The sequence below is a fragment of the Granulosicoccus antarcticus IMCC3135 genome (genome assembly GCF_002215215.1).
GTDB lineage: Bacteria > Pseudomonadota > Gammaproteobacteria > Granulosicoccales > Granulosicoccaceae > Granulosicoccus > Granulosicoccus antarcticus.
In genome coordinates, this window is record NZ_CP018632.1 from 390,001 (window position 1) to 412,457 (window position 22,457).

At 49.0% G+C, this 22,457-nt stretch carries 14 protein-coding genes and 2 rRNA genes (1 of these 16 running past the window's edge); 10 read left to right on the forward strand and 6 right to left on the reverse strand.

What is annotated here, in order from left to right:
- From IMCC3135_RS01825 to IMCC3135_RS33880, 3 genes are all read left to right on the forward strand, one after another.
- Nucleotides 1-1,106: ribosomal RNA gene (locus tag IMCC3135_RS01825) — 23S ribosomal RNA — on the forward strand (it extends 1,786 nt beyond the left edge of the window).
- 163 nt (nt 1,107-1,269) lie between these two features.
- Nucleotides 1,270-1,385: ribosomal RNA gene (rrf, locus tag IMCC3135_RS01830) — 5S ribosomal RNA — on the forward strand.
- 268 nt (nt 1,386-1,653) lie between these two features.
- A complete protein-coding gene (locus tag IMCC3135_RS33880; protein ID WP_157735707.1) occupies nt 1,654-2,907 on the forward strand; it encodes a hypothetical protein in 1,254 nt (417 codons plus the stop codon).
- Between the two features lie 680 nt (nt 2,908-3,587).
- On the opposite strand, the gene trhA is transcribed toward IMCC3135_RS33880, so the two are convergent.
- The 4 genes from trhA to IMCC3135_RS01855 form a co-directional block, all read right to left on the reverse strand.
- On the reverse strand, nt 3,588-4,214 hold the full coding sequence (gene trhA, locus IMCC3135_RS01840) for a PAQR family membrane homeostasis protein TrhA (RefSeq protein WP_088916030.1): 627 nt from the start codon (nt 4,212-4,214) through the stop codon (nt 3,588-3,590).
- Between the two features lie 1,629 nt (nt 4,215-5,843).
- Nucleotides 5,844-7,067, reverse strand: a complete 1,224-nt coding sequence (locus tag IMCC3135_RS33885) for a hypothetical protein (protein ID WP_157735708.1) — start codon at nt 7,065-7,067, stop codon at nt 5,844-5,846.
- Nucleotides 7,068-7,178: 111 nt separating this feature from the next.
- Nucleotides 7,179-8,078, reverse strand: coding sequence for a single stranded DNA-binding domain-containing protein (locus tag IMCC3135_RS34615; RefSeq protein WP_205737864.1), 900 nt, complete (start codon nt 8,076-8,078; stop codon nt 7,179-7,181).
- Between the two features lie 170 nt (nt 8,079-8,248).
- Entirely contained in the window at nt 8,249-9,592 is a 1,344-nt protein-coding gene (locus tag IMCC3135_RS01855; protein ID WP_157735709.1) for a hypothetical protein, read from the reverse strand.
- A gap of 946 nt (nt 9,593-10,538) precedes the next feature.
- Between IMCC3135_RS01855 and IMCC3135_RS01860 the strand changes: the two genes are divergently transcribed.
- Nucleotides 10,539-11,597 (forward strand): calcium-binding protein, encoded by a 1,059-nt coding sequence (locus tag IMCC3135_RS01860; protein ID WP_169727391.1) that lies wholly within the window; start codon nt 10,539-10,541, stop codon nt 11,595-11,597.
- A gap of 225 nt (nt 11,598-11,822) precedes the next feature.
- Nucleotides 11,823-14,276, forward strand: a complete 2,454-nt coding sequence (locus tag IMCC3135_RS01865; protein ID WP_088916035.1) for a hypothetical protein — start codon at nt 11,823-11,825, stop codon at nt 14,274-14,276.
- Nucleotides 14,277-14,304: 28 nt separating this feature from the next.
- On the opposite strand, the gene fliO is transcribed toward IMCC3135_RS01865, so the two are convergent.
- Together fliO and sctU are read right to left on the reverse strand one after the other, a co-directional pair.
- Nucleotides 14,305-14,586 (reverse strand): flagellar biosynthetic protein FliO, encoded by a 282-nt coding sequence (fliO, locus tag IMCC3135_RS01870; RefSeq protein ID WP_088916036.1) that lies wholly within the window; start codon nt 14,584-14,586, stop codon nt 14,305-14,307.
- A gap of 52 nt (nt 14,587-14,638) precedes the next feature.
- Nucleotides 14,639-15,859, reverse strand: a complete 1,221-nt coding sequence (gene sctU / locus IMCC3135_RS01875; RefSeq protein WP_088916037.1) for a type III secretion system export apparatus subunit SctU — start codon at nt 15,857-15,859, stop codon at nt 14,639-14,641.
- Nucleotides 15,860-16,251: 392 nt separating this feature from the next.
- On the opposite strand from sctU, the gene IMCC3135_RS01880 reads away from it, so the two are divergent.
- The 5 genes from IMCC3135_RS01880 to IMCC3135_RS01900 are packed head-to-tail and all read left to right on the forward strand — an operon-like array spanning nt 16,252 to nt 22,456.
- Nucleotides 16,252-18,216, forward strand: coding sequence for a flagellar biosynthesis protein FlhA (locus IMCC3135_RS01880; RefSeq protein ID WP_088916038.1), 1,965 nt, complete (start codon nt 16,252-16,254; stop codon nt 18,214-18,216).
- A gap of 43 nt (nt 18,217-18,259) precedes the next feature.
- On the forward strand, nt 18,260-20,440 hold the full coding sequence (gene sctC / locus IMCC3135_RS01885) for a type III secretion system outer membrane ring subunit SctC (protein WP_157735710.1): 2,181 nt from the start codon (nt 18,260-18,262) through the stop codon (nt 20,438-20,440).
- Nucleotides 20,437-21,687, forward strand: a complete 1,251-nt coding sequence (locus tag IMCC3135_RS01890; RefSeq protein WP_088916040.1) for a SctD/MshK family protein — start codon at nt 20,437-20,439, stop codon at nt 21,685-21,687. The genes sctC and IMCC3135_RS01890 overlap by 4 nt, the downstream gene beginning before the upstream one ends.
- 57 nt (nt 21,688-21,744) lie before the next feature.
- Nucleotides 21,745-22,041, forward strand: a complete 297-nt coding sequence (locus IMCC3135_RS01895) for a hypothetical protein (RefSeq protein WP_205737865.1) — start codon at nt 21,745-21,747, stop codon at nt 22,039-22,041.
- A gap of 25 nt (nt 22,042-22,066) precedes the next feature.
- The gene (locus IMCC3135_RS01900; protein ID WP_088916041.1) at nt 22,067-22,456 is read left to right on the forward strand and encodes a hypothetical protein; all 390 of its coding nucleotides are present in this window, start codon (nt 22,067-22,069) and stop codon (nt 22,454-22,456) included.
- The last annotated feature ends 1 nt before the right edge of the window (nt 22,457 follow it).

Genomic DNA, 22,457 nt, shown 5'->3' on the forward strand with positions numbered 1-22,457 from the left:
GCAAACACGCAAGTGGACGTATAGGGTGTGACGCCTGCCCGGTGCCGGAAGGTTAATTGATGGGGTTATCTTCGGAGAAGCTCTTGATCGAAGCCCCGGTAAACGGCGGCCGTAACTATAACGGTCCTAAGGTAGCGAAATTCCTTGTCGGGTAAGTTCCGACCTGCACGAATGGCGTAACGATGGCCACACTGTCTCCACCCGAGACTCAGTGAAATTGAATTCGCGGTTAAGATGCCGTGTACCCGCGGCTAGACGGAAAGACCCCGTGAACCTTTACTACAGCTTTGCACTGAACTTTGAACCTACTTGTGTAGGATAGGTGGGAGGCGTTGAAACGTGATCGCTAGATTGCGTGGAGCCGACCTTGAAATACCACCCTGGTATGTTTGGAGTTCTAACTTAGACCCGTTATCCGGGTTGAGGACAGTGTATGGTGGGTAGTTTGACTGGGGCGGTCTCCTCCCAAAGAGTAACGGAGGAGCGCGAAGGTACCCTAAACACGGTCGGAAATCGTGTGGTTTGTGCAAAGGCATAAGGGTGCTTGACTGCGAGACAGACACGTCGAGCAGGTGCGAAAGCAGGTCTTAGTGATCCGGTGGTTCTGCATGGAAGGGCCATCGCTCAACGGATAAAAGGTACTCCGGGGATAACAGGCTGATTCCTCCCAAGAGTCCATATCGACGGAGGAGTTTGGCACCTCGATGTCGGCTCATCACATCCTGGGGCTGTAGCAGGTCCCAAGGGTATGGCTGTTCGCCATTTAAAGTGGTACGCGAGCTGGGTTTAGAACGTCGTGAGACAGTTCGGTCCCTATCTGCCGTGGGCGTTTGAGAATTGAGGGAAGCTGCTCCTAGTACGAGAGGACCGGAGTGGACGATCCCCTGGTGTTCCGGTTGTCACGCCAGTGGCATTGCCGGGTAGCTACGATCGGACAGGATAACCGCTGAAAGCATCTAAGCGGGAAGCCCCTCCCAAGATGAGTTCTCACTGAATCCTTGAGATTCCTGAAGGGCCCTTGAAGACCACAAGGTTGATAGGCAGGGTGTGGAAGCGCAGTAATGTGTGAAGCTAACCTGTACTAATTGCCCGTGAGGCTTGACCATATAACACCCAAGCAGTTGCTCGTTAATAGCGAAGCTGTTCTTGGACTGTTGTGTGCGACATAAATAGCACGACAACGATTAAACCAAGTACAATCGACTCTCCAAATTTGTTGTTTAGCAGCTAATCCAGCAATGGATGGATGCTCGACGGCACACCAGTTCTCCCGGCGACCACAGCGTTTGGGTACCACCTGATCCCATCTCGAACTCAGAAGTGAAACCATTCCGCGCCAATGATAGTGTGGGGCTTCCCCATGTGAAAGTAGGTCATCGCCGGGTTTTATTTACGTCCATCAAGGCCGTCTCTCAGGAGACGGCCTTTTTGCATTCCGGATTTGAGAATTACTCAATGCTCGGTACTCGTTATTCTCCGATCGGGACTCTACGTGTGTAGAGTCAAGGAGAGTTAATACTCTACCGGTGTAGATTGAAGCACAAATTAGTTCACACACTGTTCTGAACGGGTCTCCATGCTAAGGGCCATGGTTGTAATATAATCAAATTATTCGCGAAATGGACATTTACGTAGATTGAGATGGTGAGAAAAATGAGAAGTGTCGGTTTGTGTTCTTTGCTACTCGGTTGCCTGTTGATACTTGGATGTGATGACAGTAGCGATGGCAAGCCTAATGAAATATCAGATGATTCTCCAGGCGAATCTACAAGTGGAGAAGTCAATGGAGGTTTGTCCGGGAAAATAATCAGTACCTATAGGTTCAGGCCTTATCAATTTGATCTCGCTTCTGGAGCGGCAACTGAAATTTCATTGTTCAGCACTTACGATCTTATCGAGGATCTGGAGGCTAATAGCGGCGGTGATAAACCCAGTGCTGAATACAATTATTTTACTGCGAGTAGTAACCCTGCTAATCAAGGCTATGTAGAAGTACTTTACGATTGTTATCGAGGGCCTACTCGTTCATGTGTCTCGATATACGATGAGAATTTCATAGCCGTGAGGCGAATAGTAACGGAGGCCTGGTATCAAAAACCGGCTAAACTTTCCGATTCTGGCAAGTATGTAGTTATGAGTGACCGATATGGGACATTCAACGATATCGCCCTTATACAGATAATGGATGTCTCTTTAGGAAGGGTTGCTGACTCCATCGAGATGCCCGATGTTTCGAAAGACGACGATAAGCGGGCAGATCACGCAGTAACAGAATGGGGTATCAATGACGAATTGATTTTCTCGATCCCATCAGACGAGCGACCAACGATCTACGTAACCGCACCTGGAACTACTGAGATTGAGAGGAAGATAACACTGCCCAGATCCTTCAGTGGTTTTGTCAGAAGCCTGGACATGCATCCTGATGGGGAGCAGCTTTTGATTGGATATGGAGGTAATACCGATGGGCTAGTAGAGCAGAACGGCTTGGCCCTCGTATTGAATCTAAGTGATCTGAGCGTCAGAATTCCTGCTATTGACTATGCTGATGCGAATAGATCTCCTATCGGAGAAAACTTCAAGAGTCAGTTCATCAATCCAATCTGGTCGCCAGACGGGACTCAGATCATGATACTCAACCTCTTCTCAATTGGTGGAAGTGCGTTGACCCCAAGTGTCATTTATGCTGATGGGACAACCGTGGTAAACCCTTATCTTGTGATCAATGACAATTTGATTGTAATTCCAGCAGGTTCGGATCGTCTTGTTATAAACAATGCCGACGATACCTATTCCGATTCTGTGAAAATAGCAGTTTTTGAAGACGTTGTTGATTCAAGGCGACGTTTATCGACGCGCTGGCGTGGTGATCAGTTCAAGGAAGAATTTTTCAGCTGGATCCCCTAATATCAAGATACTGAGAGAGGGACGGCTGTTTTGAATGCAGGCATTAAGATCTGCTTCAAATTACTTGATTTCAAGTAAAACCAAAAAATCATCCTTCCCTTGGCAAGCGATACTATAGGCGTGTAGAGTCACGGAGCGTTGGTTTCTGAATTACCTACACAGAACGGGACTAAATCTGGATTGTTGAACGTCTGCTGACACGCTGACGTCAAAGTTAGTGTACAAAACAAGATGCTGCGAAGGACTTTAATCGGTATTCCAATAACAGTGGCATGAGTTTCCAAAGCAATGCAGTTGCCTCTGTATACAGCTCTCTTGTGTCGCTCTGGTCCGTTATGGGCTTCAATGAAATCGATCCTAGTGACAAGACCCGAACCACAAATACAGCACGTGTTGCTTGATCGAAAGCAGGGCGTCTGTAGTGCCCCGTGTTGCTTAACTCAAAGGCGAGTTCGAGCGACTCATTGAACACAAAATGTGATTAGGGCTCAGCACACTGTCTACATCCAGGGGGACTCTGTTGGTCTGGTTGAAACAGGGCCAAACGAGGGGGCCATACTAACTGGGTTACGAAAACCACAAGCAGGAAGCATATCCGTGAGAATGAGGCACGGGGCATCTTTGCTGAGCCTGCTGATGTAATTAACTACTGACATTGAATAAATAATTCTATAAAACTTCTATCTGACATATCCGGCAATGGATATGAAATGACTGATAGAGCCCAGCAGCACAAACAGGTGCCAAATGCCATGAGCATGGCGCAGTTTGTTGAATTCGTCGAGTACGTAGAAGACAACGCCACACATATAAAAGGCGCCACCTACCGCCAACCAAGTCATTCCCGCAGACGGAATGCTGGCTTGTAGGTCTGAGTAAAACAGCACACAAAACCATCCCATGGCCAAATAGATTGACAATTGCAGCCATTCGATTCGCTTTTTTATGCGCACATCCAGCAGCAGCCCTACTGCTGCCAATGTCCAGATCACTGCGAGACCAATGAAGCCGTTGTGTTCTTGCATTGAAACCATCAGAAAAGGCGTGTAGGTGCCTGCAATCAGTAGGTAGATTGCTACATGGTCAAGTTTCTGAAACAGTCTTTTCAACTTGGTTGAGCTGAAGCTGTGATACAGCGTAGACATGGTGTAAAGAAGAATCAATGTCAGGCCGAAAATGCCGAAGCTGACGATAAGCAATAGGTCACGTTCCTGAATGCTGATAGTCAGAAGGACTCCGAAGCCTATCAGCGCCAGTGCTGCCCCCACCAGATGACTGATGCTATTCAGTTTCTCACCGTAGTACATAGATAGAATTTTTAGAGTCAGGACTGCGGTCCTAGTTTACGAATTTTATCAGCTGGCCTCATCATCATCATAAAATTACATTCTGGAAGGAGGTCTTGTGATGATCAATAAAGATAGCTCATCAATTTACTCTGATAATGCAAAGGCGGCACCTGAGTGATGCCTTAATCATATTTCATTACAAGAATGAAAATATGCATGGCAACGTACGAAAGGTCCGTTCGCTTGAAATTGCTCAACAATGACGAAGGGACGACTCGATGATCATCCTGTTTGTGTTGACAAACGGAATGTGTTTCGATAGATTTGGGAAAATAATCCGAAATACTAGGGTTAACCCTAGTAGGCGAGGTAGATTTCGAATGCTAAGATAAATTTCCAAACGCGAGAATAGCAAGGCAAGGAAACAGGAGAAAGAAGCAGAGCAGGGAAGCAGAGCAGGGAAGCAGAGCAGGGAAGCAGAGCAGGGAAGCAGAGCAGGGAAGCAGCGCAGGGAAGCAGAGCAGGGAAGCAGAGCAGGGAAGCAGAGCAGGGAAGCAGAGCAGGGAAGCAGAGCAGGGAAGCAGCGCAGGGAAGCAGCGCAGGGAAGCAGCGCAGGGAAGCAGCGCAGGGAAGCAGCGCAGGGAAGCAGCGCAGGGAAGCAGCGCAGGGAAGCAGCGCAGGGAAGCAGCGCAGGGAAGCAGCGCAGGGAGGCAGCGCAGGGAGGCAGCGCAGGGAGGCAGCGCAGGGAGGCAGCGCAGGGAGGCAGCGCAGGGAGGCAGCGCAGGGAGGCAGCGCAGGGAGGCAGCGCAAAGGAGGCAGCGCAAGGAGGCAGCGCAAGGAGGCAGCGCAAGGAGGCAGCGCAAGGAGGCAGCGCAAGGAGGCAGCGCAAGGAGGCAGCGCAAGGAGGCAAGGGCAAGGAGGCCCTAAAAAGCAGGGAAGCTACAGGAGAGTAGGCGGCTGATGCAGGGAAGCTGATGCCGGGGGAGGAATCTAGCGCGATGAGCAAGAGTAGTGGAAATTAAATTCGATAATGTCTGCCTTCGGTGCTCGAATTTGAAAGCTGCAGAAAGCAGGCATGGTTGTAGCTTTACCAGTTGTCATGAATTATCGCTTATTGATACTGACGTAGTGATTGATGATAATAATAATACAAGTCGGTATTTTTATTTTTCTGATTCTAATTATCAGTCCAGGAGTATCTGATATCTCCCGCGTCAAGGTCGTGAATATATTCGAGTTGATTTGATGGGTTGATAAATTTTATCCAAACTACGCCAGGTGCTGCGATTGACGGCTCGTGCGAGACTATCTGGTTGGTGCCACTTGATGGTACAGCGACTAACTCGTACCTGGAAAAATTCCCAATAAAATCACCGGAAATGACCTGCCAATCCCAGCGGCTTGATAATAATATTGATTGTCCGTCAGGTGACCAACCCTGTGTTTTGAATTGGAGGTGGGGTAAAAAAATTTCCATATCGACTGCCTCCAATCGAAATGCCAACAATGCTGTTTTATGTCAGTATGCAGGCGCATGCAATAGAAGTAGCATCTGGATTTTGTCTGTGTTGCCTTGTGTTGTCCATAAACTGAGATCACGAAAGTTCCTGCAAGAGCTAAACTCATTCAAGTGAAATTAATTGTTGTCTAATTATTATCGATCCAAGTGTATTCAACACTGCCGCTGTCAAACATTGACTTGAACTCATTGGTGTTTGGTATATAGTATTTTGGCCAGACCACTCCAGGTGCTGCGAGAGATAGGTCGTGTAAAACCAATTGGTTGACACCATCTGACGGCACTGCCACTAATTCGTATCGTGAAAAATTATAGACATAGGCTTCAGTTACTTGCCAGTGCCAGATACTGCCCAGCAAAATATAACTGCCATCTGGTGACCAGCCATGAGTTTTGAAATTGCCATTACCTCTGTCATCTCCTACGGGAATGTTATCTACGTCGTAGGAATGGACTGCTGGAATGCGCAAGTCTAAAGTGTTTAAATCGAGAATCATTGCAAATCGACTTGGCTCAGCTGTGCCTGGATTTCGAACATACTGCAGTAATAGCTGAGAGCCATCGGGGCTTAGGTGCATTCTCGTGATCAAGCCGCGGTATTTACTAGGCAGCGTTATTCGTCGCGCAACTTCAGTGCTCAACGGTTTTGTGATATTTATCACCGGTGGTTGATCTCGTGCATCCGTGTAAATGATCTCATCGTTCAAGCCCCATTCCACGGATGATCTGCCGTATCGCCCATCAAAATCGGCTAATCTAGTCTTTACTGGTATCGTTAGAACTCTTTCACTGCTGAGTATATCTATCACTGATAAGTGAATACTTTTATCATCACTGTGTTGGTGGCGGGCATATTCATTTGCGAGGAGGTATTGCTGAGACCTGGAAAACAACAACGGTGTTTCCACATTCGTGGTATTCAATCGATGCGCTTTAATTAGAGATAAGTCACTATTGTAAGTAGCAAAGCAAATGTTGCCAACATAGTATAAGTGCGCATCTTCATTAATGCAGTTCGGATAAGTTTGAGCAAACGCAGCATTGGCAGTGTTATCACTTGCGCTAATAATATTCCAGGATGAGGCGAAATTTACGTTTGGTTCATCGGCGACAATTGTGGATACGCTATTAGCGGGAAATAGTACATATTCACCGGTGTTGAGATTTGCTCTGGCCCCGTTAATATCTGTATAGCCAGAGATTACAATTGAGCCGCTCAGATTGTCATTAATACCGCGTTGAGATAAATCGTCGTCTTGCTGAGAGCCGGTCAGACTTCCTCCGTCTCCGCTTCCGTCACACCCGGCAAGGGCGATTGTCAAGAGTAATAAAACGGCTTTTGATTTATCCATTAGTAGTGCGCAATCTGTAAGCTCATCAGGCGCGTATCTTAACAATATTACGAATCGACATGGACATGTTTAATGATGCAGAGCCGGGCAGTGATGCCCGGCTCTTAGGGCCTATTTACGGGATAAGGCAGTAAGTCCTTCACCAACGGATTTTAACGCTGTAGACGCCTGATTAGCGAAGAGAGTGAACAATTGCATGTTTGCCGTAAACTCACCTTGCGCCTTAAGGAAGGCACTACTTTGGCTAGTGCTAGCACCATCAGTACCGCCAGTACCGCCAGTACCGCCAGTACCGCCAGTACCGCCAGTACCGCCAGTACCGCCAGTACCGCCAGTACCATCAGTTCCACCACCACTACCAGCTACGGCATTGCCTGATTCGTTAGCCATAACCTCCGAAGCCGCCATTGCGGCATCCAGAAATTTGGTTTGAACTTCCGCCAGTCTTCCGGCGAGCACGAGTAACCAGTTCCCCTCCTCTCTCTCAGTTCCTTCACCATCAGAGAAGCCTTCATTGTTTGCTTGGGCTCCATCGGCACCTGGATTGCCGCCAGTTGGTATATAGGTTCCTTCGTTAATGGCCTCCCCCTGTGCTTCTATGCTATTGGTGGTCGGTTCAACGACTAGTGGCGTTTCATTCAGAAATTCGGTTACTGCCTCTACCAGGGAATCAGCCATCTCATTAAGCTGGTCTGCTTGGTCTGTATTGCAGACCTCTTCCATTACCTCATCTGTGCAAGGACAAGTGACATCCATGGAATCTAGAAAGTCATCTAGTCTTGTATTGGCATTGTCAATGACGCCTGATGGTAGGTCATCACTACTGTTTATCAGCTCGCGCAGCTTCTCTACAACTTGATTCATTAACTGTCGTGTCATCCCGTTGCTGACCTGTTCGGGACTGAAATTCTCAAGTAGGTCGTCAAGACTCTTTGTGAAATTAGCCGGGTTGTTGTCAGCCAGTTGTACCCAGTTGGTAAATTGTGTCGTTACAGCCGATATGTCACTCATTGTCGTTCTCCGTTATCAATTTAATGTCAAGAATGCCAGTTCAATTGGAATCAAATACCAAGGACAGGCAAAACTTCGGGTGCAGTCTTGGTGTCCGGTATTACAACAATTCTTGTGATGCTTGTATATTGGGGTAAACCCTACCTTTTGAACTTATTTTTCATCTATCATTAAACATGGATTTTTGGCAATGAATTGATCTTCTGCTCGGTGCTGGAAATATTGGCCACATGTTGCTCATTAACAGGAGGGGTAGGTGGTCTTTCTGTGCTGTTGCGTATCGCATCAGTCAAGCCTTGTAGCCACTGTCCTTCCAGGCCTCTGCTCTGTCCGGATTCCGTCAACATTCGCATTAGATCACCCAGCAGGTCGGGAGCTGAATTTCCTTGGCGAGCATATAATTGCCCGTTAATAGTTAAGTTTTCCGGGTTGTCTTTGATCTGAAGGTATAGTTTGCGAGTAACGCTACCATCAGCAAAGTGCATCTCCAGGGTCATGCCGTCTTCCAGCATACGATAGGCACCAAACATGTCACCCGCAATTTCAGCCAATTGTTGCTGGTTGTTTACGACGGCAGTCTGGCTTTCTGCTGTTTGAGAGATTGCAGAAAAGTGATTGCTAATACCTTTGGCTGAGCTGATGGAGTGCAGTGCAAAGGAGACTTCAGGCATCAAATCACCATTGGTTGTTAGCGAAGACCGAGTGTTGGTAAATACACCTTCTGGTGAAAGCTGTAGAGATGTTGTTGTGGTGTTTTTTGAAGAAATTTGAACATCTGCTGTGCGAAAGCTCAGTACTCCAGCTACATCTGCAGGGGATTTTGGTGATATATCCACCTCCAACCCAGTCAGGCGATTCCACATGCCGGTCGCGGCATCTTGAATTTCATGTACGCCGTCTTCCAGAGATCTCCAAATTGCCCATCCATCCCCACTTGTCTGTTCAGAAGGTCCGGTTGGTAGGTCCAATGGAGATGCTTGTAGCTTTGTATAAGCCCAGCCGTTATTCAATAGCAGATAATTAGATTGAGTGGTTTTTGGACTGCCGGGTGTCTGTGCGCTGGCCTGGGTATATACCGTGTTTATGTCGGCAGCTCTAACAGTAACTGTCTGAACGTTGTTGGTGGTTTCAATCTCGACTACAACAGAGCTGGATCCCTCAATAGAGTCGATGGCATTCCGGATTTGTTCTACACCGTTTTTGATGGTTTCTGCCTGAGTCATGGATACAGAGTTATGACTAGGTTCCGAATCGTTTTCTTCAGATTCCAGAGTAACCATGGCGTCATCATCGATGCCGCTTCGGTTGAGAACATCTTCCAGGCTCAGGTTCGGTAGTCGAGAGTCCGTTGAGGTCATAATTAATGTGGTGACTGCCGTGTCGGAGTTAATCTGTTGTGAGCTTGATGCAATCACGGTCGATGTTCCTTGGGTGTCAGGATCATTGTCGCCAACATTGTTATTGTTGGCCTTTATAGTTGTCAATGTGACAGAGGATGCGGTCACGCTGCTCACTGTACTCATCCGAAATATCTCAATATTGCGAGTTATACACAAGTGTCGCTAAATTATGAGTGCCTGACAATTAGGGTAAACCCTTGTATTTGCTAATGGTAAGGCAAAAAACCAGCTCAAAGCATACAATATGTGACGCGAGTCACATGTTGGGTGGGGTGTCGCGATGATCTGATATCGGCGAATGTATGCAATATCAGTAATCAAGAGGATCCTTCTATCAAGGAGAGGTCGAGGCGCTTTATGTCTCTCTGTTGATTTCAACAAGAGTGCTATTTGGACTAGTGGCTGTGAGAATGATGCCATCGTTTCTAAAATTACTGCTAGCACGCTCATCCGAAGTAGGGATTTTCGGATCATCAGGCAGTTGCTCGTCGCCAATGCTACTGCCTCTGTTGCAAGCGCTGATAAGTATTAGAGTGGTCGACAGTAGGGCCAGAGTATTTTGTGGTTGTGTGGGATTTCAGAAAATATTCGCATTTAGATAGGCTCCTATTTTATAGGAGACTACTTTACATGCTGTCGAAAAATCTATCTGTGTACACGCTATAAATACGATTCGAAAATTTCAGGGCATAAGGAATTCCTATAATCGAAGTGTCGTTAGAGGCCAAGTTACCAGGTGAATGAATGCTGATTGACAGATTTGATTATTACAACTTGTGATGACGCGCACTAGTGCAGGAATAAACGCGAGAGCATGAGACTGGATTATCTCAGTGAGCGCAGCTGCGTAAAAATGTCGAAATACTAGGGTTTGCCCTAATTACATTCGCAGATTTGTTGTGTTGAAATTACTGACACTAAGCAACAAGCCTATCGAAATGGGCATACAGGGAGAAGTAGCATGGGTTTTTCATCACTAATAAAGCCGTTTGTGGAAGCACACAGGACGTTTTCAGTATCAGGAATGGGAAACGGTCAGTACAACACCAACGGTGATTCCATGAAATCCCTTCTTAGGCAATCCCAGGATTTGAGGATCATAACGAAAGGCGAGGAAGCTTCAAAATTTGTCACGACAGACGGTCAAATTGTTATCAAGCCAAATGAGAATGGTGATGACAAAATTTCAGTCAAAGAGCACGACGATGGCTCAGTGACAGTCACTGTTAACGGAGAGGATATAGACCTGACTGCGGCTGAGGCTGAAAATTTCACGATCGAAGCTGGCGAAGGTAACGATACGATCATGGTAGAGCTGGAGAACAGTGAAGGTCTTGACGGTATGACTCTCGACGGTGGGAATGGTAACGATCACATCGATGGTGGCAATGGCGACGAAACCGTCATTGGTGGTAATGGCAACGATACTATCGATGCCCGTGGTGGCAATGACGAGATATTTGGTGGTGACGGGAACGACACCATCAATGGTGGTAGTGGTGACGACACAGTGTATGGAGGTAAAGGCAATGACGTTATCAAGACGGGTTCAGGCAATGACATTGTTCTGGGTGGTTTTGGTAATGACGATATCAACTCGGGTACCGGTGACGATAAGGTTTATGGCGGCATTGGCAACGACACTATCAACACGAGTGAAGGAGATGACACTGTCTTTGGTGAGTCTGGCAACGACACTATTAATACTGGACTGGGTAATGATTTGGTCATTGGTGGAGAGGGGAATGACACCATTGATGCTGGTGACGGTGACAATACTGTTTTCGGAGAAGGGGGTAATGACGTCATCACAGCCGGTGATGGTAAAGATACGGTTTATGGCGGTAACGGCAACGACACCATCGACGCTGGTGACGGTGATAACACGATTGTCGGTGGCAAGGGTCACGACGATATAGCTGCCGGTGATGACAATGACAGACTGTATGGCAACCAGGGCAGAGACACTATCAGTGCTGGTAAGGGTAACGATTCTATCTGGGGTGGGCGTGACAAGGATCACATCTACACCGGTGGTGGTGAAGATTTAGTAGGAAATACCAGTAATGGCTGGTTTCGCAGTCCTGACGTTGTGAGCGAGCTGTCGCCTGAGTCATAAGTGGTTATTGATGCTATCAGGGTGGCTAGTAGATAGGTTTCATATTGCGAGGTTGGACGCTTTGTGATTACTGATAATCAACTTTAGATGGCGAGCCATTGTGGTTCGCCGTTTTCATTTGCAATATTCAAAAGTGCAACTTTATTTGTAAATACTAGGGTTTTCCCTACTTACGAACAGATTAAAGAAGCGGTAGGCTGCTTTCATCAAATAGGAGATACCGCCATGAATCCAGTTTCCTCCCGCGTTGTTCATGCCCATAAAGCGCAGAGCTCTCTGACTAGTGCCAAAGCAGCTGGTTCTGTCTCAGGTGCGGAGGATGCTCGCAATACTGCTAACTCGGCTTCTACAGTAAGCAGTGGTTCTGTGTTGCGTGCACTGGATGATCAATCCAGACAGCGTGCTTTGTCCGGAGGTAGAGAAGAATCTGCTGCGCCTTCCAAAGAGAATGAGTCTGCAACATCAGAGGCTTCCAGTTCTCAGGCAGGAGCGGGATCGGTCTCTGATGTTGCAATCAGCGCCGGCATTGCCTCCGATACTTCTGGCCTCGAAGCTGCAAAGTCAGCTATGAAGAACAACCTGATTGAATTAGCATCGGATCCGGAAGCTTTCCACAGTGCACTGGAAAAGAGTTTTGGTGCTGATTACGACAAAGCCGAAGCCGAAACAATCCGCCAGCAAGTTCTGGAAGGCGACTTCAGCTGGATGCCAAATATTGAGGTCGTTGACGAGTCCGTGCTGCAGGACCAATCGGGTCAGCAAGGCGAGGGCGCCGCTCTGGGTGCTTATAGCAAGGATAACGACACAATCTATATTAGCCAGCAATTACTGGATTCAGACCCGAGCAAGGCCATTGATATCTTGACCGAAGAAGTGGGTCATGGCCTGGATGCTCGCCTCAACACTTCGGACGCTGCTGGCGATGAAGGTGACATTTTTTCAAGACTTGTTGGTGGTGAAAATATTTCCGAGTCAGAGTTGGTAGAGCTCAAGTCCGAGAATGATAGCGGCACTATCGTTGTCGAGGGTAAGGAGGTTGAAGTGGAATATGGCTTTTTTAGCAGTATTACAAAGCCGTTCAAAAAGGCTTTTGATGCTGTCAAGGATATCGGAAAAAAAGTCATTGACACTGTTAAAGATGTAGGCCAAAAAGTTGTTGATACTGTAAAGGATGTTGCCGAGAAGACTTGGGACGGTATCAAGAGTGTTGGCAAGAAAATTCTGGAAAGCAAGCTAATAGGCCAAATCATGATGGTCGCGCAGTTCATTCCGATCCCTATCGTACAGCTGATTGCCAAAGGCTATTCATTGGTCAAAGCTGCGTATCAAGTGGGGCTTGGTATCAAGAATGGTAGTGTTGGTATGATTCTCGGCGGTGTTGCTGGTGTCGCTGGTGGTGTCGCAGGAATGGGGCAGGCGTTAGGCGCGTCAGTATCGTTCGTGAAAACGGCCACAACAATCGCTAATGGTGCGCGTACAGTAGGTGCTGCCTATACAGCCGTTTCAGAGAAAAACTTTGCAGCGGCAGCAGGGCTTGCCAGTCAGGCCTTTGGTGGTCAGGGCACTGATGTTGGACGTGCATTCAGTACGGCCCAAAGTGTCGCCACTGGTGTAGAGCAGTACAAAAATGGAGATGCTCTAGGAGCGCTGAGCACTGGCCTGTCGGCGAGCTGGGGTGACAATATCAAGAATAGCAAGACCTACCAGGCTATTTCAGAGAATGTGTCAACTGTCAGCAATATTGTCAGTGCCGTTAAAGATGGCAACATGGAAGCTGCAGCCGGCACATTCTTGAGCAACTATGGCGAAGACCTGGGTATCTCCTCTGCCAATCAGAGCAGTATCAAGGAGTGGGCCGGTGTGATTGAGAAGGTCTATGACGCCAAAGAAGCGGTGTCAAATAAAGATTATCTTGGAGCTGTCGGGCAGGCGGCAGATGCATTAGGCATCCCCTTGACGGCGGAGAATAAGCAACGATTGGATAGTGCTTTCGCTATACGTGAATCGGTGATTGAGAATAAATTTTCTGATGCATTCCGTCATGCAGCCACTCTATCGAATCTGTCGGGCGAGCAAGGCCTGGGCACCAATTTTGTGAGTATGGCTGATGGAATTGACAGTGTTAACACAGTTGTTGAGCAGTACAAGCAAGGAGATATTCAAGGCGCAGTTAGTGCTGGGTTATCGGGCTTGGGTGACAATGTCAAGTCTACTAAAATCTATCAGGCCATTTCTGATAACGTGCCTGTTGTTGGTAGTATCGTCAACGCTGTCAAGGGCGGTGATATACAGGCTGCTGCCGGTACGTTCTTGAGCAACTATGGCGAAGATCTGGGTATTTCTTCTGCCAACCAGAGCAGTATCAATGAGTGGGCGGGCGTGATCGAGAAGGTCTATGATGCCAGCGAAGCGGTATCAGATAAAGATTATTCCGAAGCAATCGAGCAGGCGGCAGGCGCCTTGGGTATACCTTTGACGGCCGAGAATCAACAGCGATTGGACAGTGCCTTTGCCATACGCACATCCGTAGGCGAATCTAAATTCGCAGATGCATTCCGTCATGCAGCAGCGTTGTCCAATCTGTCGGGCGAGCAACGTCTGGGTGACAAGTTTGTGAGCATGGCTGATGTGCTCGATGCTCTGCTGGGGAGTAACCAAGTAGTGAATGAGGCAGCATAGAACTACTACCCTCTCACGGTTCCATGTGTCACTGAGTGTTGGGTTGTGTGGGGGTCATGGCAATGGGTTTCTGGTCTATAACAGAAATTCCATTTGCCGTGACTCCGAGTAGGTAGGTCTTGCCGTCACACTCAACCAGTACGATCTTCTCGCGAGTACTTAAGGGCAAGGTGTGAGTCAGCCTGATTCGATTGTTACCTAGTTTGCCGCCATTCAATCGCGATAGAAGGCGAATGGCAAACCAGGCCAGAACCAGTACCAGTACCAGTGCCGCTAGCGTAAACAGTAAAGTGGTAGGAAATGTGTTCATTGGTGGTGTGCTTGTGGTCAGCTGCGTAAGGGGGGTCAGTAGCCTTGAAGCTTTACGACGGGGTGTTATCTGGATGCTGAGCAGGGGGTTGAGTTGCAAAGAGCTCCAGCTCAGGTGGGTACTGACTCAAGTCTTCACCGGGTGGTGGTAGAGTCTTTGGCACGCCATTCTGGTTTCTCTCGACACTGCTTGTTTTCCAGCTTGCATGAGGGTCGAGTTTTTCGCGTGTTTGTCGAGCCCAAAGAATTATTTCTGCAACTACGTCAAACAATTCCCGAGGAACGACATCTCCTTCTTCGACGTCATTCAGTAATTGGCGAGCTAGTTGTTGATTTCGCAATACGGGGACATGGGCTTCGTGGGCGGCATCGCGCATGGCGCGCGCATTTTCATCTTGCGCCATGGCTGTGATTGTAGGCACTGGCATTTCATCTTTGTCGTAGCGAATGGCAATAGCAATATGCGTCGGATTCACAACGAGTACAGATGCCGAGCGTGCAGCCCCATTGGCACTTTCCTGAGACCATTCCTGTTGCAATTGTCTCCGTTGCCCCTTGAGCATGGGGTCGCCTTCGTTATCTTTATGCTCTTTCTTGATGTCACTGATGCTCATGCGCATCTTTTTGGCATATGCATAGTGTTGATAAGCAGCATCTAGGGCCATAATGGCCAGGAATACGCCGAGCGTCCAGCCAAAAAGCATGATGCACATTGACTTGATGGCAATCAGGATCAGCATGGGATCGTTGGCTGGCAGCTTGATCAGCTCTTGAAGTGCGGCCGCGATAGTGAACCAGGCAATGGTGCCTAATACTGCAGTTTTGCCGAGGCTTTTCATCAGTTCAACGAAGTTGTCCATGCTGAACATCTTCTTTATTCCTGCTGCAGGGCTCAGATTTGATAGCTTTGGCTGAATTTTATCAAAAGCAAAAATCGGCCCAGTCTGCAAAAATTCAATTAGCATTCCGAACAGGGCGATTGGTAATAAAATCGTAGCGCTGATCAGCAAAAATGTCTTAACCGCTTTTTGTGTCAGCGATTGAGCCAAAGTTTCAAAAGGCAAATCATGGTGGGCAATTGCCTCGATAGTCAGGTCCACCAGCTGTTCAATGCTGTGGTCCATTGCGAAGATGATCAACACCATAGTGAAGGCCAATCCCAGGGTGCCGGTCATATCCTTGCTTTTGGGAATATCACCCCGCTTCCTGGCATCGCGTAAGCGTTTAGAGGTTGCCGGTTCGGTCTTTTCCCCGCTGTTTTGATCGTCGGACACGAGAAGATTGAATCATGTGGGGGTTGGAGCGTGACGCTATCACATAATCAAATAATGAGAATACGCTACTTCACGCATTGTTTGTTCATTTGTGTGATGCAGGTCTCTGTTTTATTTCTTTGTTTGTATCTACTCAATATAGTGTCACGCATGTGGTGCGTTTCAACTTATCATTGCTGATGCAAATTCCGGAGCTGAGACAATGCAACTCTAAACTTTACGGGGCTGTCATGTGGATCTGTCTGTATTTATAGTGTTTTGTCTCAATTGACTTTACACTTTCCGGTAGTAGTGGCGATGCTTTGCATCATGGATGTATGCGCAGTTTTAAAAGGAGTTTTTTGCAGTGAGTCAGCATTACTTTAACGGCAGGTTCAGCGGGTGACTTACTCATGAACTTGCATGCGTACCTGAAGGGCAATGATGGCGCAGGCAAAGGACTGGCCCAGTTCAGTGATGTAGTTCTTGCGTTACTGGTTGTGGCAATCGTTGCGCTGATGATTCTGCCGCTGCCCTCCCTGCTGATTGATTCTCTGGTTGCGGTTAATATCTGCATCGGCTTGATGCTGGTGCTCATGGGGATCTACATCAGTACCGCCCTGCAATTTTCCTCATTCCCCAGCGTACTGCTTATCAGCACCTTGTTTCGATTGGCATTGTCAGTGGCGACTACTCGCTCGATTCTGCTGGAAGGCGAGGCGGGAAGCATTATCGATACCTTTGGCAATATGGTTGCGGGTGGTAATTTGGTGGTCGGTCTGGTTGTGTTTCTGATCATCACACTCGTCCAGTTCCTGGTTATCGCCAAGGGTGCTGAGCGAGTGGCTGAAGTCGGTGCGCGATTCACACTCGATGCTATGCCCGGCAAGCAGATGTCGATTGATTCAGACCTGCGTTCTGGTCTGATTGACAAGGTAGAGGCTAGAAACAAGCGTCGCGAGCTAGAGTTGGAAAGCAAGCTACACGGCAGCATGGATGGGGCCATGAAGTTCGTCAAGGGCGACGCCATCGCAGGAATCGTGATCATTATCATCAATTTGCTGGGTGGTCTAACTATCGGTATTTTTCAGTTGGGCATGGATGCGAGTACGGCCATGGCCAAGTATTCCATTCTGACCATCGGAGATGGACTGGTTGCCCAGATACCGGCTTTGTTGGGGGCTATGTCGGCGGGATTGATAGTCACGCGGGCAACAGATAGTGAGTCTGATCAAAACCTGGGTGACTCCATCCAGAAACAACTCACATCAATCCCTCGTGTGTTGTTGGTCGCTGGCGGTATTTGTCTGGCGATGGCCATGGTGCCGGGTTTTCCTTCTGCCGTTTTTTTCCTGCTCGGTTTCATGCTGCTCGTGGGTGGCGGTTTGCTGGTGCCTGCATTGCGGCACCGGATGGACAAGCTACGAACATCATCCTTTGGGTCTGTGATGGAGGGTAAAAACGCTAAAGTCAGGGATATTCCTCCGGCTCACGCCGAACCAGTTCAACAAGCGGTACCACTGCTCCTGGAGTTGCCTCGATCTTTAGGTGTTGACGGAGCGGAGGCGATTCAAGCCGAGGTAGCCGAATGCGTCAATCGCTACCAACTACGCTCGGGAGTCGCCATGCCGGATGTACGCATCTTTTTCAGACGCGACGATGGCGGCGAATGGATGTTGCATGCCTTCGAGGTGCCGATTGTCAGTGGAGAGTTGACACCGGATATGGGCTTTGACAGCATTCTGGAGCAGATTGAACTAGCACTGCGTCGCAGCAGCACCTTGTTTCTGGGTATCCAGGAAACCGGGCACCTGATGGCTGCCGCGAGCATCGATTATCCTGACATCGTCAAAGAGGTACTGCGTAGTGTTCCCACACAGAATATCGCTGCAGTATTGCGCCACTTGGTTGATGAGGAAGTTTCCATTCGCAACGTGCGTGGCATTCTTGAGGCTCTGGTGCAAGCCGCACAGCATGAAAAGGATACTTACAACCTGAGTGAATTTGCACGCATGGCACTAGCTCGACAAACCTGCTATCAATATGCGCCAGATAATCATTTACGGGCGGTTGCGCTTTCGGCACCGCTGGAAGACCAGTTGATGAAGTCGATACGAAGCAGTGGTGGCGTCCAGCAATTATCTCTTGATCCACGACTACAAGACAAACTGCGTGAATCGCTTGTCGCGGCCATTGAGAAGCACAACCCAGCCGTGCTGCTGACCAGCGTGCAGTTACGTCGGCATATCCGTGCTTTGATTGCCGAACGATGTTTCAATGTGCCCGTTCTTTCTTATAACGAACTGATACCTAGCCTTAAGCTTGAAGTGTTGCATCAGGTTGTTCCTAACGAGACGGTGCAATTAGCCAGTGTTTAAGATCATCCATTTCCCGAAATCGACTTACGAGAAGCCTGTTGTCATGAATGCTCTATCGTCGATCAGTCGCCCACTACGTACTGTGTTTGGTTCATCCCTCTTAAGCGTGCTGTTGCTGGCACCGCTAGCTAATGCAGCAGATGTTCCGGGTCTGGAAAAAGCCGTACTTATCAATGCGCGGGAACAGCCCATCGATTTATTTCTGGGAGAACTGTTTGGTCAGCTGGGTGTGCCGACGCGGGTTTCTGAAAATGTTATTGGCTCAGTCAATGGCGACTTTCGCAAGGATGCAAGAGACGTCTTCAAAGACATTTCCTCCTCCTTTCAATTGTCTGTGTATTACGACGGTGCTGTTGCGTACATCTATCCATCCAACGAGATTGTTCATAAGGTCTTGTACATGCCGAACAGCTCGGCAAAAGCGATTGAACGCTCGGCTCGTAAGCTGAGTCTTGTTGACCAGTACAATACGTTGTCTGTTGCTGACGTCGGGCTGGTAGTGACCGGTGCGCAACGTTTCGTGGAACAAGTGGAAGGCCTGTCCGAGGCTATCCGTAAGGCAAAGGGGACTGCGGCTCCTGCTCCTGTCACGCATGATACTTATCGAACATTTCAACTGCGCTATGCATGGGCCGCTGATGTTTCTCTGGATATAGGCAAGAGCACCGTTGTGGTGCCAGGTGTAGCTAGTCTGATCCGCTCGTTGATAGAGCCAGGGGCTTTGGGCGCAACCTCCGCTGGGGCCGGCTTGGCATCGGATCCTTCAACGTTGGAAGGGTTGCGCGGCAAGGGGCTGAAAGGGGTCTCCAATCAGGCGACTCAAGGTGGCAAACAGCAAGCAGGGCGAGCCGTCGCTGCCAATGATAATGGTAGTACCAGCAGTACAAGAATCGTGGCCGATGCGCTGAGCAACTCTGTGATCATCCGTGATCGTGCCGATCGCATGGGAAGTTATGAAGAGCTGATCCGATCCCTTGACAAAGAGCCCAAGATGATCGAAATCGAGGCAACCATTATCGACCTTGATACCGACAAGTTACGGGAGTTGGGCATCAACTGGCGCTCGCAAGGTAGCGATGGTGAGGCCTTGGTGAGCGACGGTACGCTGACCGATCAATTCTTGCAGTCTGATGCTACAGGCGCTGGAGGTTTTATCTCTCTGGTGTTGGGTAGTCAGCAGCAGTTTATCGCCCGCATCAAGGCATTGGAGACGCAGGGTGCCGCACGCATCGTCTCCAAGCCACACGTCATGACGCTATCCAATGTAGAAGCGCTGCTTGACACTACGTCGACCTTCTTTGTCAGAGTCGAGGGTCAGGAGGAGGTTGACTTATTTGATGTTTCGGTCGGTACTACTTTGCGTGTGACGCCTCATGTGTACGAACGTGATGGCCGTAGCCAGATCAAGCTACGAGTCAATATTCAGGATGGTTCGACCTCAGATCAAGAAGTTGACCGCATCCCGGTGGTAGAAAATTCGACCATCACAACTCAGGCTATCGTTGATGTCGGTCAGAGTCTGTTGATCGGCGGGTTGGTTCGCGAGTCGAAGTCCAATGGCACCTCGCGAGTACCGGTACTAGGCAGTATTCCCATACTGGGTGCGCTGTTTCGTTCCCAGACTAAATCCAGTACGCGCAAGGAGCGCATGTTCCTCATCACGCCGCGCGTCACTAATTCGGATTTTGCCGGCAAGCGCTACGAAGCGCCGATTTTCTCCGGTAATGAGGCCGATATCATTCAGTCGGCGCCTGCCCGTCTGGACGTAACCCGGAAAGCATTAAGTCAGCTTGATGAGGTTTATCCGGCGCAATCGGTGCTGCCGCGAGGAAGCGAGCTTGCCACCGATAATGCAGTACGAGCCGACAAGTTCTATCCAGTGTTACAGCCAGGCGTCGAACAAGCACCTGCAGCCGTACCTGCTCAGCCACGTACCTTGCGCGATCGATTACCGCCAAGGCAAGACACGGTTGAAGCGGAAGAGGGTATGCAAAAGGTTGCACTGCAAGATGATATTCAGCTACCGGCACAATCGGCGCCAGCCATCGAAACAACGGCCGAGTTGATTGAAAACGGGGGGGATGACGGTTGGCAAATCGTACCCTCGGTACCAACCGTAAAAATACAATCCAGCGGTTCTGCCGCTACCATTTCAAAAGCTTCGCCATCGACCAAGCGGTCAGTGCCGGTAGACGATGACGGCTGGCAGGAAGTCACTCAATGAACGCTGTGGTGGAGCCAACTCTGGAGCGGCAGAAGGACGCGGTGTTGGCCACAACGCCGGACTCCCCTGCTGCTGCAACCACTGCGATTATGGATAATCTTCGTGGCAAGCTCACCATTTTGAATGGTGCTCAGCAAGGTGCTGTGGAATGGTTGACGCAAGGAAACCCGCTATCACTGGGGTGCAGTCTCGACAACGATATCGTTCTGCGTAATCGTACGGTCGAGCAGTTGCATGCAAGCCTGTTGCTGTCTCCCGAGAATATGACTATTCGCTGTCTGGGAGGGATCGTGGTCGTCAATGGCATCTCTTTAAATGTTGGCGAAAGCATGCCTTTGACAGGTAGTGGAATAGTACAGTTGGGTGAGATTTCGGTGAACGTCGAATGTGTGGCTGAACCTGCTTTGCAGGGTCATGCTGTGAAAGTCCCTGCACAGGAAGGCCTGGCTGAAGATGCGGATAATCAGGCGGCTTTTTTCATGCCTTCCATCGATGACTTGCCTGCGACGATAAATGCTCCGGAGGTCGAAGCGGCGGCAGAGGAAGTCGCGCTGGCTCCTCCGCCTCGTCATTTCCTGAGTCGAAAGAGCTCATGGCTGGTTATATGCTCGATGGTAGCGGGTGCATGGGTCGTTTGGCAGAGCGGTTTGTTCCGGCCCGTAGAGTCTGGTCTTTTTGAGCTGCAGCCGGCACTGGCGGAGTCATCTTTCTCTGGCCTGCAGGTAAGCCAGTTTGGCGCTGTGGCAACAGTCAGTGGTTTTCTGGAAACGGTGCAGGAATCAAGACAGCTTGATCAATGGCTTGATCAGACCGGGCTGAATATCAGTAATGAGGTTGTAGTGGGTGAGACTATGGCTGGGCAGGTACTTGATGTCTTCCGAGTCTATGGTATCGCCGCAGAAGTAGAGGTCAAGGAAGGCGGGCATGTCGTGGTTGCTACATCCCAGCCAGATAATATTGTGCTCGATGGTGTGGATGAAAGTATCAATAGTGATATGCCGGGAGTGGCCTCGCTGACTATCAACAATACACCACCGCTCATCAGTGAGCCTGTTACTGGAATCAAAATGGACCCTGGCAAGCGCGTGGCGATGGTGGTGTCGGATGAGCCTGCTTACATTGTGACTGAAGATCAATCACGTTATTTCGTTGGCTCTATCCTGCCTACCGGACATCGCATTGCCTCGATAAAAGAGGGCAAGGTGAACTTGGAAATAAATGGCGTCAGCTCTACTCTGGAATTTTGAAGTGACCGTATCTGGTTGGCAGTCTCTCAGTAGTTAATTATCAAGGACATAAAGAACATGAGCGAAATCACACCTACACAAGCAACGATGATGGTTGCCATGAACGATACCGATAAGACCAAGCGTAGTTCCAGCTGGTTCGAGGCGATGGCTGATGCCTGGGGAAAAGCACTTGATAAACAAGCTAACACCATCAGTGAAATGTCCAGTGAACTTGTCGACGGTATGGATAGTCCGCGACAAGTGTCAATGCTGACCGCTGAATCGCTGCGCATGCAGTTTCTGTCCAACAGCTCGCATACCGCAATTACGGCTGTTGGTTCTTCTCTGGAAACCATGGCTCGCAAGCAATAGCCCTTAATCACTGGAGTAGCAGATCATGGAAACCGGACTCGTATCTCCCTCGTTTTTAACAACCGCTGTGGGTACAGACAACGACTCGGCAAAAGTCGGCTATGGCGTCAATCTCAGTCAGGATGCGGCCGCGTTTGCCGAAAGCCTGGAGCGTGTTGCAGCCCCAGAGGCAATACAGGAGCCATCCGCAGTAACAGAAGCTCTGTTCGCACCGTTGGACTTTATTAACAATGAGGCGAAGGAGTTGGCAGCCTACGCACAGAATGCGATTGAGTCGGACAATGAGCTGACACCCAGCGAAATTGTTACGTTGACTACGCGTAGTCAGGAGTTCATGTTCTATTCACAACTGACATCAAATGTGGCCAATCGCACGGCTGATGGTTTGCAACAACTGTTCAGGCAGCAGGGCTGAC